Genomic DNA, 15,915 nt, shown 5'->3' with positions numbered 1-15,915 from the left:
ATGGCCGCCGCCCAACGCAGATCCGGCGCCACCAAGACCGCCACCCAACGCAGATCCGGCGCCACCATGGCCGCCGCCCAACGCAGATCCGGCGCTGCCAGAACCACCGCCCGGCGCGGAACCGGGACCGCCATGGCCGCCGCCCGGTGCGGCCGCACCGCCGGGGCCCTTGCCCAGTGCGGGCGCGGCGCCGCCGGGAAGTGGGTTCGCGACGCTGGGTGGCTGGGCGCCGTAAGCGCTCCGGGCCGGCGGGGGCGGGACCGGGATCGGGCCGGACGGCGGGCGGCCTCCCGGACGCGGCCGCAGCTCCGGGCGCCCCTCGGACTCGGACCGGCCTTCGCGCGGCCACTCCCCCGGGCGGACGACCTCGGTGCGCTCCCCACGCGCGTCCTCGCCCCGCCCCAGGCGCGCGATGGACGAGCCGGGCAACGCTCCCGTCCGGTCCGGGTCCACGAGCACCGCGCGCAGTGCGCCTCGCGCCACCACGGTCTCCGGCTGGTCCAGGCTCGTCGGCACGACGCCGGTGCGCTCGTGCACGAGCCGCGAGATCATCGGGATCCGGCTGGACCCGCCGACGAGGAAGATCGCCGTCAGCTGCTTGGGGCGCAGCCCCGCTTCGGCGATGGCCGCGCTGGTGAGTTCGACCGCGCGGCCCAGCGGCGCGGTGATCAGCCGCTCCAGGTCCTCGCGCGTCACGTGCGCATCGGCGAACGGCGGCGGCATCGGCACGTCGGTGTAGGTGTGCCGGGAGAGCGTCTCCTTCGCGCCGCGTACGTCCTGGCGCAGCACCCGCCGGCGCCGCCGGTCGGTCAGCTCACGGCCCTCCACCAGCTGCCGCCAGGCGTCGGGATCGGTGGCCGAGACCAGTGAGCCGATGTGCTCCAACAGCGCCTGGTCGATGTCGGCGCCGCCGAAGCTCGGGTCGCCACGAGTGGCCAGCACCTGGAACCCGCCACGCGGCCGCCCCGTCCGGTCGTGCGATGCCTCCGGCAGCCGCTGCACGACGCTGACGTCCACCGTGCCGCCGCCGAGGTCCAGCACCGCGAGCGCTTCGCCCGGACGGCCGCTGAACTCGACCGTGCGGTCGTCGGACTGCGAGACCGGGGCGAAGGTGGCCGCGTGGTACACCGCCGCGGCGACGGGCTCCGGCACCAGCGCGACCTCGTTCGCCAGCCGGCCCGCGGCCTGGCGGAGCAGCCGGGTGCGGATCGCGCCCCAGTCGGCGGGGTGGGTGAGCACCAGCAGGTCGACCTCGGCGTCGCCGGCTATCCGCCGGGCCTCGGCCACCACCCGGCCCAGCACGGCGTGCACGACGTCGGTGACCCGCAGCACGGTGTCGCCGAGCAGCAGCTCACCCTCGTCGATCCGCCGCTTCGGGTTGGGCTCGTACCGCGACGGGTCGACGGCCGCCTGCCGCTCGGCCTCCTGGCCGACGAACAGCGTGCCGTCGGCGGCCGCGTAGACCGCCGACGACATCAGCGGCAACCCATCGATCACCACGACCTGCGGCTCGCGGCCGTTGACGGAGGTGACGACGCAGGTGCTCGATGTCCCGAAGTCCACCGCCACCCGCACCGTCACCGGAAACCCCCGCTGACGCTCTTACGCACTCCTCCCGGCCTTAGTCCGGCTGGATCCACGAAACCTGCACAAGCTGCTTGCCCGCCTTGCGGGTGAGCAGGTTGCCCCGGCCCGGGGGCATCGCGCTGGGCCGGATGTTGCCGATCAGCGCGCCTTCGTCCTTGGAGCCGTTCATGACCATGCCCGGCGCCGCGATCTCCTTGAGCTTGCCGATGACCGGGTCGTACGACGCGCGGCTCGCGCCACCGGTGCGGCGGACCACCACCAGGTGCAGGCCGACGTCCTTGGCCTGGGCCAGGAAGTCCGAGAGCGGCTTGAGCGGGTTGTTGGTCTGGGTGACCACCAGGTCGTAGTCGTCGACCAGGACGAACAGGTCCGGCCCGGTCCACCACGACCGCGTCTTCAGCTGCTCCTGCGTGACATCCGCGCCGGGCAGCCGCCGGGTCATCGACCCGTAGACGTCCTGGACCATGCTGTCCAGCTGCGTCGACGAGACCGCATACCCGAGCAGCGAGTCACCGCTGAGGAACCCGAGCATCGTGCGCCGGTAGTCGACCAGCAGGATCACGGCCTCCTGCGGCGTGAAGCGCTCGGTGATGCCCCGCGCGATCTGCCGCAGCAGGTTCGTCTTCCCGGACTCGCCGTCCGCGAACGCGAAGAAGTGCGGGTCGGCGTTGAAGTCCAGGTAGATCGGCTGGAGGTCTTCCTCGTTGACGCCGATCGGCACCAGCTTGGAGTCGCGCCGGGTGTCGGCCTTGAGGACCTCTTCGTAGGTGATCATCTCCGGCAGCAGGCGCACCTGCGGGGCCGGGCGGCCACGCCACGCGCCACGGATCTTCGCGACCGCGTCCGCCACGCCGGCGGCTACCGTGTCGGCGTCGCTGGACCCGTCGATCCGCGGCAGCCCGGTGAGCATGTGCAGCTTCTCCCGGGTCAGGCCACGGCCGGGACGTCCGGCGGGCACGTTCACCGCGGTGCGGCGGTCGATGTCCGACTCGGTCGGGTCACCCAGGCGCAGCTCGAACCGCGTGCCCAGCATGTCCTTGATCGCCGGGCGCAGGTCGGCCCACCGGTTGGCCGAAATCACCACGTGCACGCCGTAGGCCAGACCCTGCGTGGCGAGCCGGGTGATCGAGGTTTCCAGCTCCTCGAAGTCGTCCCGCAGCGCCCGCCAGTTGTCCACCACCAGGAAGGCGTCGCCGAACGCGTCCTGCTCCGGCAGGATCTCGCCGCGGCGCTTGCGGTTGCGGAACTCGTTCATCGAGTCGATGCCCATCGCACCGAACCGGCCCTCCCGCTCGGTGAGCAGGGTGGTCAGCTCGGCCACGATCCGGCGGGCCTTGTCCGGCTCCCGCCGGGCCACCGCGACCCCGCCGACGTGCGGCAGGTCGGCCAGGCCGGCGAGCGTGCCACCACCGAGGTCGAGGCAGTAGAACTGGACTTCCTCCGGCGTGTGGGTCAGCGCCATCGACATGATCAGCGTCCGGAGCATCGTCGACTTGCCCGACTGCGGCCCGCCGGCGAGCACACCGTGGCCCGCCGCACCGGCGAAGTCCGCCCACAGCATGTCGCGGCGCTGCTCGTACGGCCGGTCGACGATGCCCATCGGCACCTGCAGCCGGCCGTTGCCGAAGAACCCGACCGGGGACAGGCCGCGGTCGTCCGTGGGGTTCAGGTTGGGCAGCAGGGTGTCCAGCGAGTTCGGCTCGTTCAACGGCGGCAGCCACACCTCGTGCGCCGGCGGGCCCTGGCCCACCAGCCGCGAGACGATGACGTCGAGCTCGCTCGGCTCCACCGCCTCTTCGGGCTGCTTTTCCTCCGCCTTCGGCGCTTCCTCTATCTGCTGCGGCTCGGGCTCCTTCGGCAGCTCCACGAAGTCCGGCACGAACAGCTGCGGGCGCTTGTCCGCGCGCACCACCGTCGCCGCCGGGCCCGCCGCCTGGATCCCCGCCGGCCGGTACGCGCCCGAGACGTAGGACGCCTTGAACCGCACCAGCGTGGAGGTGTCGAACTTGAGGTAACCGCCACCGGGGACCGACGGCAGCTCGAACGCGTCCGGCACACCGATCGCCGCGCGGGATTCCGCCGCGGAGAACGTCTTCAGGCCGATCCGGTACGACAGGTGCGAGTCGAGCCCGCGCAGCTTGCCCTCTTCCAGGCGCTGGGAGGCGAGCAGCATGTGCATCTGCAGCGACCGGCCCAGCCGGCCGATCGCGACGAACAGGTCGATGAAGTCCGGCTTCGCCGCCAGCAGCTCGGAGAACTCGTCACAGACGATGAACAGCGCGGGCAGCGGGTCGAGGTCGGCGCCGTTCTCACGGGCTTTCTCGTACTCCCAGACGTTCTTGAAGTTACCGCCGTTCTTCAGCGCCTCCTGGCGCCGGTTCATCTCGCCGGCCAGCGCGTCGCGCATGCGGTCGACCAGCGTGACCTCGTCCGCGAGGTTGGTGATGACCGCGGAGACGTGCGGGGCCTTGTCCAGCCCCAGGAACGTCGCACCACCCTTGAAGTCGACGAGGACGAAGTTGAGCGTGCTCGACGAGTGCGTGGCGAGCATGCCCAGCACCAGCGTGCGGAGGAACTCCGACTTACCGGAACCGGTCGCGCCGATGCACAGGCCGTGCGGGCCCATGCCCTCGACCGCGGCCTCCTTGATGTCCAGCTCGACCGGCTGGCCGTACTCGCCCACGCCGAACGGCACCCGGTACCGGTCACGGATCGGGCGGGGCCGCCAAGCCTGCTGCACATCGAACGTCATCGGGTCGCCGGGGATGCCCAGCAGTTCGAGCAGCGACGGGTTGGACAGGAGCGGTTCCTCTTCGCTCACGTCCGCGCCGGCCGCGGTCCCGACGCGGTACGGCGCGATCAGCCTGGACAGCGCCTCCGCCTCGACGATCGAAAGCGTGTCCGGACGGCCGAACCACTCCACGCCGCCGGCACTACGCGCGCCGAGCCGCTCGGGCTCCACCACCAGCCGCAGACCACGGCGGGCGGCGAGGTTGCCGATCGACTCGGACAGGTCGATCAGCGTGACGCCGACCAGACCCTCCTCGAGGATGATCTGCTCCTCCCGGGTGACCTCCGCGTCGTCGACGATGATCACGACGTGCGGCTGGTCCGGGGGCGGGGTGGCGTTGCGGGAGAACCGCTGCCGGTCGCGCAGCTCCTCGTCGAGCCACTGCTCGATCTGGGCCAGCGAACCCGCCATCATGCGCAGCTGGCCGATGCCGTCGGACATCGTCGGGTGCTGGACGTGCGGGAGCCACTTCGCCCACTCCCACTCCTCCTTCGCCCGGCCCGCGGTGGCGATCGCGATCATCACGTCGTCGGGGCCGTGGAAGGCGACCAGCTGCGCGACCATGGCGCGGGCGAGGCCGCGGGTCAGCGCGCGCTCGCCCTGCATGCTCACGGCCGCGAACCCGCGCAGGGTGATCTGCGTGGGCAGGTCGGGCACGATCGAGTGCGCGCGCACGAACCGGCGCAGCGCCAGCGTGGCGATCGGCTCCAGCTCGTCGACCGGGCCGGTCTGGGGCGGGACCAGCCGCGTGGCGAGCCGGTGCGAGCTGCGGCCGACGCGCAGGTGCAGGAAGTCCTGGTCGTTCGTCCGGCGCTCCCACATGCGGCGGCTGGCCGCCAGCGACCACAGCGACTGCGGGTCCGGGTGCACCCACTCCAGCGCGGCACGCTGATCGACCATCGCCTCGCGGGCTCGGTCACGCATCTGGCCGAGGTAGCGCAGGTAGTCCTTGCGGTCCTCGTCCATCTCGGCCTTCTTGGCGCCACCGCCCCGGCCGCCACCGCCGGCGAGCATGCCGACGGTGCCCATCAGCATCATGCCGCTCATCATGATCGTCTGCGGGTTCCGGCCACCGGCCGTGAACATGTAGCCCATCATCCCGAGCGAGGCGAAGATCATCACGCCGGGAATCAGCTTCTGGACGATGTTGCCCGGGATCGTGCGGGGCACCTCGGGTGGTGGCTCCAGGTGCACCTCGCCGCCCGGCGGGCGCGGCGCGGCCAGCCGCGGCGACTTCTTGAACTGCAGCGTGCTCATCGAGGTCCCCTCTGTTCCTGCTCGACGATGGCGGCCGGCGGTTTGCGCTCGGGTGCGCGGGACAACCTATCGAACGTCGCCGTGGAAATCCGGGCAACGCCCGGATCCGGCCCGTTCGGCCCCCACGGCGGGTCGAACGCCCACCCGTTTTCTCCTGCCGCCAGAGTCTACGACCCACCACCGACAGTAAAGACCCGCTCACCGGATCCGAACCCCCGACGGGTGCTCCGGGTAGTACAGCGAGGTACTTTCGCCGGTCATTTTCGGACAGTCGGTGTAACCGCCACCCGGGTTCGGTATAAGTTCCCCCGGGAGCTGACTCATCAGAGCGGGGGCAACTAGTGGCAACGGGCACGACGGTTTTCAGCAGGGTGACGGTGGTGGCACCCAACACCCGGATCGACGTCGCGCTGCCGGCGGACGTCGCGGTGGCCGACCTGCTGCCCATGCTGCTGGACATGGCGAAGGAGACATCGCCGGACGGCGGCGCCCGCCACGGCGGCTGGGCGCTGGCGAAACTCGGCGACGCCGCGCTCGACCCGAGCCGGACGCTGGCGTCCCTCGGGATCATCGACGGCGAGCTGCTGCAGCTGCGCAAGCGCAACGAGAACCCGCCGCCGCCGCTGTACGACGACGTCGTCGACGCCATCGCGGAGTCGGCGCCGGACAGCTTCCGGCCCTGGACCAAGGAGACCGCGCGCCGCTTCGGCCACGTCGCGGGCGGCCTGGCACTGGTGCTGGCCGCGCTCGCGCTGTTCCTGAGCGGCTCGCTCTACGGCGGCAGCTCGATCGCCCCCGCCATCGCCGGCGGCATCGGCGCGATCGCGTGCGTCGCACTCGGCGCGACACTGGCGAAGGCGTACCAGGCGGAGGCCACGGGCGTGCTGATCGCCGCCGCGGGCGGCCTGCCGCTGGCGTTCGTGAGCGGGTTCTACATCGTGCCGGGGCTCTCGGTGCGCGCGAACCTGTTGCTCGGCGCCGTGCTGGTGCTGATCGTCGCGTCCGTCTGCATCGCGGTCATCGGCGCGGGCATCACCGTCTTCATCGCCGCCGCCACGGTCGGCACGTTCGGCGCGCTCGCCTTCCTGGCCGCGATGCTGATCTCGAACGAGCCCGCCGCGGGCATCGCGGCCGGCGCGGTCGCCGTCGCGCTCGCCTGCATCTCGATCCTGCCCCGCGCGACCATCTGGCTCGCGAAGCTCCCCCTGCCGCACGTGCCCAGCACCGCGGAGGAGCTGAAGGAGGACACCGGCTTCCCGGACTACCGCGCCATCGAGCAGCGCACCTCCATCGCACACGACTACATGACCGGCCTGATGATCGGCTGCGGCACCGTCACGGCGATCTCGGCCGTGATCGCGGCGACCGCCCCCGGCGTCTTCGGCATCATCCTCGGCGTGGTCGCCACGCTCGTGCTTCTGCTGCGCGCGCGGGCGTACGCGAACGGCGCGCAGGCCATCGCGCTGCTGACCACCGGCATGGTTTCGGCCGCGGGCATCCTGATCGGCTGGATGACCTCGGCCAGCGCGGACCAGCGCGTGATGTACGTCTTCGGCGCGCTGATCCTGGTCGGCGCGGGCGCGCTCGTGGTCGGCGTGATCTTCCCGAACCAGCGCTTCTCGCCGCCGCTGCGGCGGACCGTGGAGATCCTCGAGGCGATCTGCATCGCCGTGGTGATCCCGCTCGCGCTGGGCGTGATGGACCTCTACACGACACTGCGACACCTGAACCTCAAGTGATGACCGGCCGCATGCGTCCCGCCACCCGAAGGCTCGGCTTCACCGGCCGCGCCGGGGTCGTCCTCCTGACCGCCGGGCTGGGAGTGCTGTCCCCGTTCGCCGTCGCCTCGCCGGCGTCCGCCCAGACCACCGGCAACACCACGGGCTTCTGGGCGACACCGCCGCCGGTGGACATGAGCAAGCTGCCGGCGGACCAGAAGAAGCCGGACAAGACCTACACCAAGAAGACCAACTGCGTGCAGCGCAGCACGCTCGGCAACAACGTCGAGATCAACTACAAGCCATGGGGCCAGGACTACCTGGAGCTGCAGAAGGCGCAGGACATCGTCCGGGCCAAGAAGCAGAGCGTCGGCGGTGACCAGAAGATCGGCGTGATCGACACCGGCGTCACCCAGCACCCGTGGTTCGGCGGCCGGGTGGAGAGCGGCGGCGCCGACTACGTCGCCCAGCCGGACAACGGCATCCAGCCGAGCCTGCAGGACTGCGACGGTCACGGCACCGAGGTGGCCGGCATCATCGCGGCCAAGCCGGACAACCCCGCGGTCGGCTTCATCGGCGTCGCGCCGGACGCGACGATCGTCTCCTTCCGGCAGCTCAGCGAGAACTACGCCCAGGACACGAACAGCTCGTCCGGCGGCGCCGGGAGTTCGAGCCAGCCGAACAGCAGCGGGCAGCCGAACGGCGGCTCCTCGCTCCCGCCGTCGACCTCAGGCGGCGGTGGCCAGCCCGGCGGGACCAACTCCCAGCAGGACGACAAGGGCGACCAGCGCCAGCTGCAGAAGGAAGGCACGGCGGGCACGCTCGACACGCTCGCCGAGATCATCCGCGGCATCGCCGACCGGCACGACATCAAGGTCGTCAACATGTCGGTGGACCACTGCCGCGCGGCCGACGGCAACATCCAGGAAGGCGAGCAGAAGGTCCAGGCCGCGGTGAAGTACGCGGCGGACAACGACGTGGTCATCGTCGCGGCCGCGGGCAACGTCTCCGACACCTGCCCGCAGAACGACCAGGCGGACGCGAACAAGCCGAAGTCGATCGTCACGCCGCCGTGGTTCGCCAACGACGTGCTTTCGGTCGGCGCGATCGACCGCACCGGTGGCGTGGCGAGCTTCAGCGTGCACGGCCCGTGGGTCGGCGTCGCGGCGCCGGGCACCGAGATCGTGTCGCTGGACCCGGCCGCCGGCTCGACCGGGCTGGCCAACCTGACCATCTCCAGCGGCAGCCAGACCTCGGCGATCCAGGGCACCAGCTTCGCGTCGCCGTACGTCGCGGGGGTGGCCGCGCTCGTGCGGCAGATGTACCCGCAGCTCAACGCGCGCCAGGTGATCCAGCGCCTCGAAGTCACCGCGCAGCACCCGGCGGCCCCGGGCGGGCGTGACGAGTACGTCGGCTACGGCGTGATCGACCCGGTGGCCGCGCTGACCGCCAACCTCCCCGGCGACGTCGGCGTGCTGGCGACGCCGAAGCCCATGGTGCAGCCGGCCCAGCTGCCGCCCGGCGACGGCCAGAGCTCCACGCCGATGATCGTCGCGCTGGCCGGCACCGGCGGCGGCGTGATGGCGTTGCTGATCACGCTGTTCGTCATGCACACGATCCGGCGGAACCGCTCGGCGTCGCCATCTCGCTGATTTACTCGGGCTGAGAAGGCCCCTCCCCGCTTTTCCGAGCGGGGAGGGGCCTTTCTTCGTCAGGTCCCGGATTTCGGCTTCTTGACGGGCTTCTTGGGGTCCTCGCCGAGCACCGGCGGGGTGACGTTGGCCGGCTCGCCGAACAGTTCCGACCGGTTGGCCGACGTCCGGTGCTTCGTCTTGTGCTGCGAACCGCCACCGCCGCCGCCACCCATACCGCCGCCCATGCCGCCCATCATGGGCATCATCGCCATTCCGCCCGACTGGTTCTGCGCGGCGGGCGGCGCGGCCGCGGCGATCGGTTCGGGCGCGACCGGGACGGCGCCCGCCTGACCCTGCTCGATCCCCGGGGACGCGGCGCTGTGCTTGCCGTCGTGGAGGTCGCCGGCCGCCGACGGGGACACGGAATCGTCCGCGCTGGAAGGAGAAACGCCGTCGTCAGCCGACGCCCCCGCGGCCGAAGCCGCCGCGGGCTGAACCGGATCGCTGGGCGACGCGGGATCGGCGGGAACCGTCCCCGAGGCCGGTGCCGAACCACCCGCGGCCGGCTGGGCTTCCTCGTCGTGCAGGCGGAACTGCTCCTGCGGGTACCGATGCCGGACCTCGATGCTCGACGCCGTGCCGGGCGGGGCGTCGACGCCGTCGCACAGCTGGCCGAAGCCCTGGAGCAGGTGCTCGGCGGCGTCGTGGAGCGACTTCACCGACTGCTCGGTCTCACGCAGCTGCGCGCGGGCCCGGCTGGTGCCGCCGGAGGGCAGCATCGCCGACTCGGACAGGACGTCGGCCGCGTCCACGAGCACTTCCTCGGCGTCGTGGACGATCCCGGTCAGCGAGGTCACCAGCTCGTCCAACGCGGCCGCGAGCGCGTCGAGGGCGTCCTCGACGCCTTCGCTCGCCGACCGGATTTCACCCATATAGGCGACAAACGCGTCGGCGTCCGCGCCGGACCACGACGCGTCGAGGCGGCCCAGCTCGTCGGTCAGGCCGCCGGAGGCGCCGGCCGCGGTCTTCGCCGCCGCCCGCAGGCGTTCGGCCTCCGCGCTCAGCTCCGCCCAATTTCCGACGAGCGGCCGGTAGTACGTCTCGACGGGGTCGGTCGCGCCGAGTTCACGCGCGAGCTCCGAGACGAACGTGAGCGAGGGTTCCGTCACGAGGTCCTCCCGGCACTGGTGATCCGCTCGGCCGCGTCGGCGTCGCGCTGGGCGTGACCCGAGGCGAGCTGCTCCAGCGCGGCAGCCGCCGACCGGAGCGCGACGGCCCCGGTGGCGAGCTGCTGCCGGAGCGCGTCCGACGCCCGCGTGTACGACTGGCCCACGCCGAGCCGCCCGCCCAGCTCGCCGAACGGCTCGGCGGTGTTCGCGCCGTCGCCCACGTCGGCCGCCGCGGCGTCCAGCTCCTCTGCCGCCTGCGCGACTTTCTTCGCGTAGCCACCGACGACGACGCCGTCGATCCGCAACGCGCTCTGCCCTGGGGCCACAACGCCCTCCACTTCACCCGAGGTGTGTTCGAGTGTGGACGGCTGGGAACCGCCCGTGGTTCCGGCGCCCCGGCTCCGGTGCCCTTAGTTACCGGCCGGCGGCGCGGACGGGGTCGGGAAGGCGCCGGCGTTCGGGTCGATCGGCACGGAGTCGAACTGCTTCAGCACGTTCTGCGTGTTCAGCGACGAGCCGGTCGGTAGCAGGCCGATGATCGATTCCGGGGCCGGCAGCCGGTCGGTGAGGCCGAGCCCGTCGGCCGTGGCGGTGTCCGGCACGCCGTAGCGGATGCCGCGGTCGGAGATCAGCTGGATCGGGCCCTTGCCGAAGGTCGCGGGCGACTCGGTGGCCGACTGCACCACCGCGCCGTAGCCCGGCGTCATGTAGAAGCCGGTGATGGGCAGCCCGTTCGGCCCCGTCGCGCTGACCGGGAGCACCTTCGACGAGCCGTCCGCGTTCTTGTCCACGGGCAGGTTGCTGCCCACGTAGACGGAAGTGTGGGCGTTTGTCTTGTCCGCGCTGAGCGACCAGCCGAGGCAGGCGACCGGCGAGCCCTGGGTGGCGTCGAGGACGGTCGGCACCTTGGCCGGGAAGTTGTCGACCTTGATGTAGCCGTCGTCGGTCGGCTGCAGCTGCTTGGTGATCTTGGTCTTGTCGAGGCCGAGCGACTTGATGGTGCCGCTGTCGCCGTTGCGCGCCACGCGGATGATGTCGGCGACGGCCGGGGTCACCTTCTGGATGCCGTTCTGCGCGATCAGCCAGAACTCCGGCTCCTGGCCGGCCGGCGTGGTCGAGAAGACGTCGCCGACGGTCAGGCCGTCGAAGTCCGCGGACGGGCTGCTGCCCGTGCCGGCGATTTTCGGCGCCGCCAGCCCTTCCACGTTCGGGATCGCGTTCAGGAAGGCCTGGGAGACCTTGCGCGCGTGCGACGGCAGCTGCAGCGCCGAGTGCGCCGGGTCGCTGGGGTCCATGCTGACCTCGGCGCGCACCGTGTTCGCGTCCGGCCGGGCCTGGCTGGCCGAGAGCCGGTAGATCAGGTACGTCTTGCCGTCGTCGGCGGAGCCCAGCAGCGCCTGGCCCTGCTGCAGCTCGGCGCCGACGTTCGCCACCCCGGCCACGACCGTGGTGTCGGTCTTGTTGAGGCTGTCCGGCTGCGGCAGCTGGGGGTCGAGCTCCACCTGGTCGCAGACGGCCCAGTTGGGGGTGATCCGCTGTTGCGCGTCGGGCAGCAGCTGCGGGCCGTCCGGGATTCCGGTCAGCTTCGTGCGCGGGATGTTCTTGAGCTGTTCATCCGACACGACGGTCGGGACCTTCAGATCCGTCGCCGCGGCCGGCTGCCCGGCCTGCCCTTGGCCCTGTCCCTGGGACGCGGCTTTCTTCTGCGCCATCAGGATCAGCCGCGCGGACGCGAGGTTGAACGTCGGGGTCAGCTTCTCCGGGTTGCCCGAGACGACATACACGGTGCCGGACTGCTGCCCGATCACGATGTTGTCCGTCGCCGGCAGGGACGGCGCGGGGCTGAGCAGGGCGACCAGCACGAAGACGACCCCGCCGAGGACACCGAGGATCACGCCGACGACCGTCGCGCGCGAGTGCGTGCGCATGGGGTCGTGGAGCATGACGGCATCACGCCGGACCAGCGCCGACTGCATCCGGCGCAGAACGAACTTGTAGGCCTGAACCTGAGACTTAGTCGTGGGTGTTGATGGCATTCTCGACCTACAGTCCTCCCCGTCGCGGTACGGTTCCGCAGGATAGCCGTACGGGGACCGTCTGGTGTGGGGTTTCTACCAACTCAAGCTAGGGTCGGACACCCCGGGACCGGCTTTCCGGGTACGCAGCACGCACGAGGGGAAGAGAACGCGCGGATGTCCGTCAGCACGCCTCCACGCCAACCTGGTCCCCCGGGGCCGCCACCGCCACCAGGGGGACGCCCCCTCGGCCCGCCTCAGCGGCCGGGGAGAACCGGCGGACCGGGCGGTCCTGGTGGACCCGGCATGCCGCCGCGTGGCCCGGGTGGACCGGGCATCCCTGGCGGCCCGGCGGGCCCGGCGGGCCCTGGCGGACCCGGCCCTCGTCCCGGCGCCCCGGGTGGTCCCGGCGGACCTGGTGTCCCGAATGGACCCGGAGGACCGGGCGGGCCCAAGGGTCCTGGCGGTCCTGGCGGTCCGAAGGGTCCTGGTGGACCGGGTGGTCCCGGCGGGCCCAAGGGTCCCGGCGGACCGGGCGGGCCTGGTGGCCCCAAGGGCCCGGGCGGTCCCGGTGGTCCTGGTGGTCCCAACGGTCCTGGTGGACCGGGCGGTCCCGGCGGGCCCAAGGGTCCCGGCGGACCTGGTGGCGGCCCTAACGGTCCCGGCGGTGGCTCTGGTGGTCCCGGCGGCCCGGGCGGACCCAGTGGCCCCGGTGGTCCCGGTGGCGGTTCCGGCGGACCGGGTGGACCGGGTGGACCGGGTGGACCGGGCGGACCTGGTGGCCCGGGCGGACCCGGCGGCTCCGGCGGCCCGGGACCGGACGGCCCCGGCGACGCGCCTCAGCCGAGCGCCGCGTCCTCGGCCCGGATGGCCCCTCCCTCACGTCGCCGCTCCGGCGGCATCAGCCTCGGCCCGCTGCCGGTGGCGAACCTCGTGCTGCTCGAAGTCGGCGTGGCGATCGGGCTGGTGCTGCTCGCGATCAACATGTCGCTCAAGTACGTCGCGATCGGCATCGCGGCGCTCGGCCTGATCTTCGCGTTCCTGCGCTGGGGCGGCCGCTGGTTCACCCAGTGGCTCGGCCTGACCATGCGCTACCGGTTCCGTTCACACGACCGGGTGGCGACCCCGCCGCCGCCGAGCAGCCTCGAGGCGCTGGCGGCCGAGGGCGAGGACAACGCGGTCACCGGTCCCGACGACGCGCGGGTGAACCTGCTGCGCCTCGCGGTTCCGGATCTCGTGGTGGCGCACGGCGTCGACCACGAGCGCCAGCAGGTCGGCATGGCCTGGAACGACGGCACCTGGACGGCCGTGCTGCTCGTCGAGCCGGCGCCCGCGCTGATCACGCAGGCCGGCGGCGCGCCGAGCCTGCCGCTGTCCGCGCTCGCCCCGTGCCTCGAGGACCGCGGTGTGGTCCTCGACTCGATCCAGATGATCTGGCACAGCTACCCCGGTTCCGCGGCCCTGCCGTCGGACTCGCCGGCGCTCAGCTCGTACATGGAGGTGCTCGGCCCGCTGCCCGCGGCGGCCCGGCGGACCACGTGGATCGCCATCCGGCTCGACCCGCGGCGCTGCCCGGCGGCGATCCGGGAGCGTGGCGGCGGCGTCGTCGGCGCCCACCGCGCGCTGATCGGCGCGATGTCCCGCGTGCGCAACGCGCTGGAGTCCCAAGGCGTGCCGACGCGGCCGCTGGACCCGGACGAGCTGCTGCGCTCCAGCATCTCCGCGGCCGAGCTGACCGCGGTCGCTGGCTCGCCCTCGGCGGTCACCCTGCAGGAGAGCTGGACGGGCGTCACCGCGGCCGGCATCGGGCACTCCAGCTACGCCATCACCGGCTGGCCGAAGGGCAAGATCAGCGGCAGCCTGAACGCGCTCACGAGTGTCCGGGCGCTGTCGGCCACGGTCGCCATGTCGATCTCGCCCGCGTCGGACGAGGGCCGGATCGGGCTGCGCGGCGTTGTCCGCATCAGCGCGCGCAACCCGCGTGAGCTGGACGTCGCGGATCAGCGGCTGAAGACCATCTCGGAACGGCTGGGCGTCGACCTGACGCCGTTGCGGGGCCTGCAGATCTCGGCCTTCGCCGCGACGCTGCCGATCGGAGGCACGGCATGAGTACCCGCCTTCGCGACGCCGGTCAGAACGCCGGCGTGGCGCCGGAGTTCACCGTCGACCCCGCGATGCTCGACGCGATCAGCCCCTCGGGCGACCGCGGCGGGATCGTGCTCGGCTCGGGCCTCAAGGGCGAGCCGCTGACCATCTCGGCACTGCGCTCCACCCCGACCCGCATCGTGCTCGTCGGCGGGCTCTACCTGGCCCGCCAGGTGGCCATGCGCGCGATGGCGGTCGGCGCCTGGGTGGTGGTGGCCACCGGGCGTCCGGCGGCCTGGCAGGTGCTCCCCCAGGCCGCGGGCGACCGCGACGGGCGGCCCTCCCCGCTGGTGCAGATCCGGCGCCTTTCGCCGGTCGAGCTGCCGCGGCCGTCGGAAGACGCGCCGCTGCTGGTCGTCACCGACGGCGGGCCGACGCCGCAGGACCTGTTCCCGCCGCGCTCGGCCTGGCAGACCACCGTGTACGTGCTGCCGTACCTGCACCCGCAGGCCGGTGCCACGGCGAACGCCGCCGACCTCGTGCTGATGCAGCGGCTGCCCGCCGGGCAGGCCGAGCTGGCCGCCCGCATCTGGCGCCTGCCACCGCAGATGATGCGCCAGCTGACCACGTTGAAGGACGACCAGGTGGTGGCGCTGGGCCGCAACCTGTGGCGTCCGCTGCGGCTGGTCACCACGCAGAAGGAGCAGCAGCTGCTCGGCCCGGTCCGCCGCGGCGACTGAGCCCTTTCGGGCAAACTTCCGGACACGGAAAAGCGGGTGGATAATCAGGGGCCCACCCGCTTTTCCGTGTCAGGACGAGGTTCGCATGTTCCGGGTCTGCTCCGCCCGCGCGGCCAGCTCCGCGTCCGGCGGGTAGTCCACGGCCGTCAGGGTGAGGCCGTGGGCCGGGGCGACGGCGCTGTCACGGACTCCGCTCGCGAGGACTTCCGCGGGCCAGTCACCGCCGCGGCGGCCGTCGCCGACCAGCAGCAGCGCGCCCACCAGGCTGCGGACCATCGAGTGGCAGAAGGCGTCGGCCGAGACCTCGACCTCGACGAGGTGCTCGTCCACGCGCCGCCACACGAGCCGCTGCAGCTCGCGGATCGTGGTACCGCCCTCACGCTGCTTGCAGTACGCGGCGAAGTCCTGCAGCCCCAGCAGGGCCCGCGCGGCCTCGTTCATCGCGTCCGTCGACAGTGGACGGCCCCAGGCGAGAGTGTCGTTGCGGCGCAACGGGTCCACGCCCCAGGGAGCGTCGGAGACCCGGTAGCGGTAATGCCGTCGGATGGCGGAGAAACGAGCGTCGAAGCCCGGCGCGGCCACCTGCGCGCGCAGCACCCTGGCGTCGCCGGGCAGGAGCCGGTTCCAGCGGCCCGTCATCCGGGTCAGGTCCGGGATTCCCTTGGCGTCCACGGGAATCCGGGCGGCGGTGTCCGGCGGCAGCGGCACGACGTCGACGTGCGCGACCTGCCCGGTCGCATGCACCCCGGCGTCCGTGCGGCCCGCCACGACCACCGATTTCGGCACCGCGGCGCCGGGAGGCTGACGCTGCAGCGCCTCCTCCAGCACGCCCTGGACGGTGCGACGGCCCGGCTGCCGGGCCCAGCCCGAGAAGTCCGTGCCGTCGTAGCTCACATCCAGGCGCAGACGAACGAGCCCG

10 protein-coding genes are annotated in these 15,915 nt (G+C 72.4%); 4 read left to right on the top strand and 6 right to left on the bottom strand.

The features are described from left to right. Positions 1–1,581 (bottom strand): Hsp70 family protein (locus tag BMY97_RS20865; RefSeq protein WP_245787409.1); only part of this gene is annotated, 1,581 nt, incomplete at its 3' end. Between the two features lie 40 nt (positions 1,582–1,621). Continuing rightward, the gene (eccCa, locus tag BMY97_RS20860; protein WP_091618548.1) at positions 1,622–5,635 is read right to left on the bottom strand and encodes a type VII secretion protein EccCa; all 4,014 of its coding nucleotides are present in this window, start codon (positions 5,633–5,635) and stop codon (positions 1,622–1,624) included. Positions 5,636–6,006: 371 nt separating this feature from the next. Between eccCa and eccD the strand changes: the two genes are divergently transcribed. Both eccD and BMY97_RS20850 read left to right on the top strand, forming a co-directional pair. Further along, positions 6,007–7,374: a type VII secretion integral membrane protein EccD gene (gene eccD / locus BMY97_RS20855; protein ID WP_091618546.1), complete on the top strand. Its 1,368-nt coding sequence runs from the start codon at positions 6,007–6,009 to the stop codon at positions 7,372–7,374. After that, a complete protein-coding gene (locus tag BMY97_RS20850) occupies positions 7,374–9,005 on the top strand; it encodes a type VII secretion-associated serine protease mycosin (RefSeq protein ID WP_245787408.1) in 1,632 nt (543 codons plus the stop codon). Before eccD ends, BMY97_RS20850 begins: the two co-directional genes overlap by 1 nt. Before the next feature lie 59 nt (positions 9,006–9,064). Here the strand turns inward: BMY97_RS20850 and BMY97_RS20845 are convergent, their stop codons facing one another. The 3 genes from BMY97_RS20845 to eccB form a co-directional block, all read right to left on the bottom strand. Then, positions 9,065–10,156 carry a WXG100 family type VII secretion target gene (locus BMY97_RS20845; protein WP_091618544.1) on the bottom strand — a complete coding sequence of 364 codons (1,092 nt, stop codon included), beginning with the start codon at positions 10,154–10,156 and terminating at the stop codon, positions 9,065–9,067. After that, positions 10,153–10,482, bottom strand: coding sequence for a hypothetical protein (locus tag BMY97_RS20840; RefSeq protein ID WP_245787407.1), 330 nt, complete (start codon positions 10,480–10,482; stop codon positions 10,153–10,155). Before BMY97_RS20840 ends, BMY97_RS20845 begins: the two co-directional genes overlap by 4 nt. 84 nt (positions 10,483–10,566) lie before the next feature. Next, complete coding sequence (gene eccB, locus BMY97_RS20835) at positions 10,567–12,192, bottom strand: type VII secretion protein EccB (RefSeq protein WP_091618542.1); 1,626 nt, start codon at positions 12,190–12,192, stop codon at positions 10,567–10,569. Positions 12,193–13,038: 846 nt separating this feature from the next. Between eccB and eccE the strand changes: the two genes are divergently transcribed. Together eccE and BMY97_RS20820 are read left to right on the top strand one after the other, a co-directional pair. Continuing rightward, the gene (gene eccE / locus BMY97_RS20825; RefSeq protein WP_091618627.1) at positions 13,039–14,280 is read left to right on the top strand and encodes a type VII secretion protein EccE; all 1,242 of its coding nucleotides are present in this window, start codon (positions 13,039–13,041) and stop codon (positions 14,278–14,280) included. Further along, positions 14,277–14,996, top strand: a complete 720-nt coding sequence (locus tag BMY97_RS20820) for a hypothetical protein (protein ID WP_091618540.1) — start codon at positions 14,277–14,279, stop codon at positions 14,994–14,996. Before eccE ends, BMY97_RS20820 begins: the two co-directional genes overlap by 4 nt. Before the next feature lie 69 nt (positions 14,997–15,065). Here the strand turns inward: BMY97_RS20820 and truA are convergent, their stop codons facing one another. Further along, positions 15,066–15,896 (bottom strand): tRNA pseudouridine(38-40) synthase TruA, encoded by an 831-nt coding sequence (gene truA, locus BMY97_RS20815; RefSeq protein WP_091618538.1) that lies wholly within the window; start codon positions 15,894–15,896, stop codon positions 15,066–15,068. Positions 15,897–15,915 lie beyond the last annotated feature (19 nt).

The sequence above is a fragment of the Amycolatopsis saalfeldensis genome, assembly GCF_900110575.1.
GTDB lineage: Bacteria > Actinomycetota > Actinomycetes > Mycobacteriales > Pseudonocardiaceae > Amycolatopsis > Amycolatopsis saalfeldensis.
This window is presented reverse-complemented; position numbering and strand designations above follow the sequence as displayed.

Excerpts from the sequence above, each read along its gene's own strand:
- eccCa (WP_091618548.1), bottom strand. The coding sequence starts at position 5,635 with ATGAGCACGCTGCAGTTCAAGAAGTCGCCGCGGCTGGCCGCGCCGCGC.
- BMY97_RS20850 (WP_245787408.1), top strand. The coding sequence starts at position 7,374 with ATGACCGGCCGCATGCGTCCCGCCACCCGAAGGCTCGGCTTCACCGGC.
- eccB (WP_091618542.1), bottom strand. The coding sequence starts at position 12,192 with ATGCCATCAACACCCACGACTAAGTCTCAGGTTCAGGCCTACAAGTTC.
- eccE (WP_091618627.1), top strand. The coding sequence starts at position 13,039 with ATGGCCCCTCCCTCACGTCGCCGCTCCGGCGGCATCAGCCTCGGCCCG.
- BMY97_RS20820 (WP_091618540.1), top strand. The coding sequence starts at position 14,277 with ATGAGTACCCGCCTTCGCGACGCCGGTCAGAACGCCGGCGTGGCGCCG.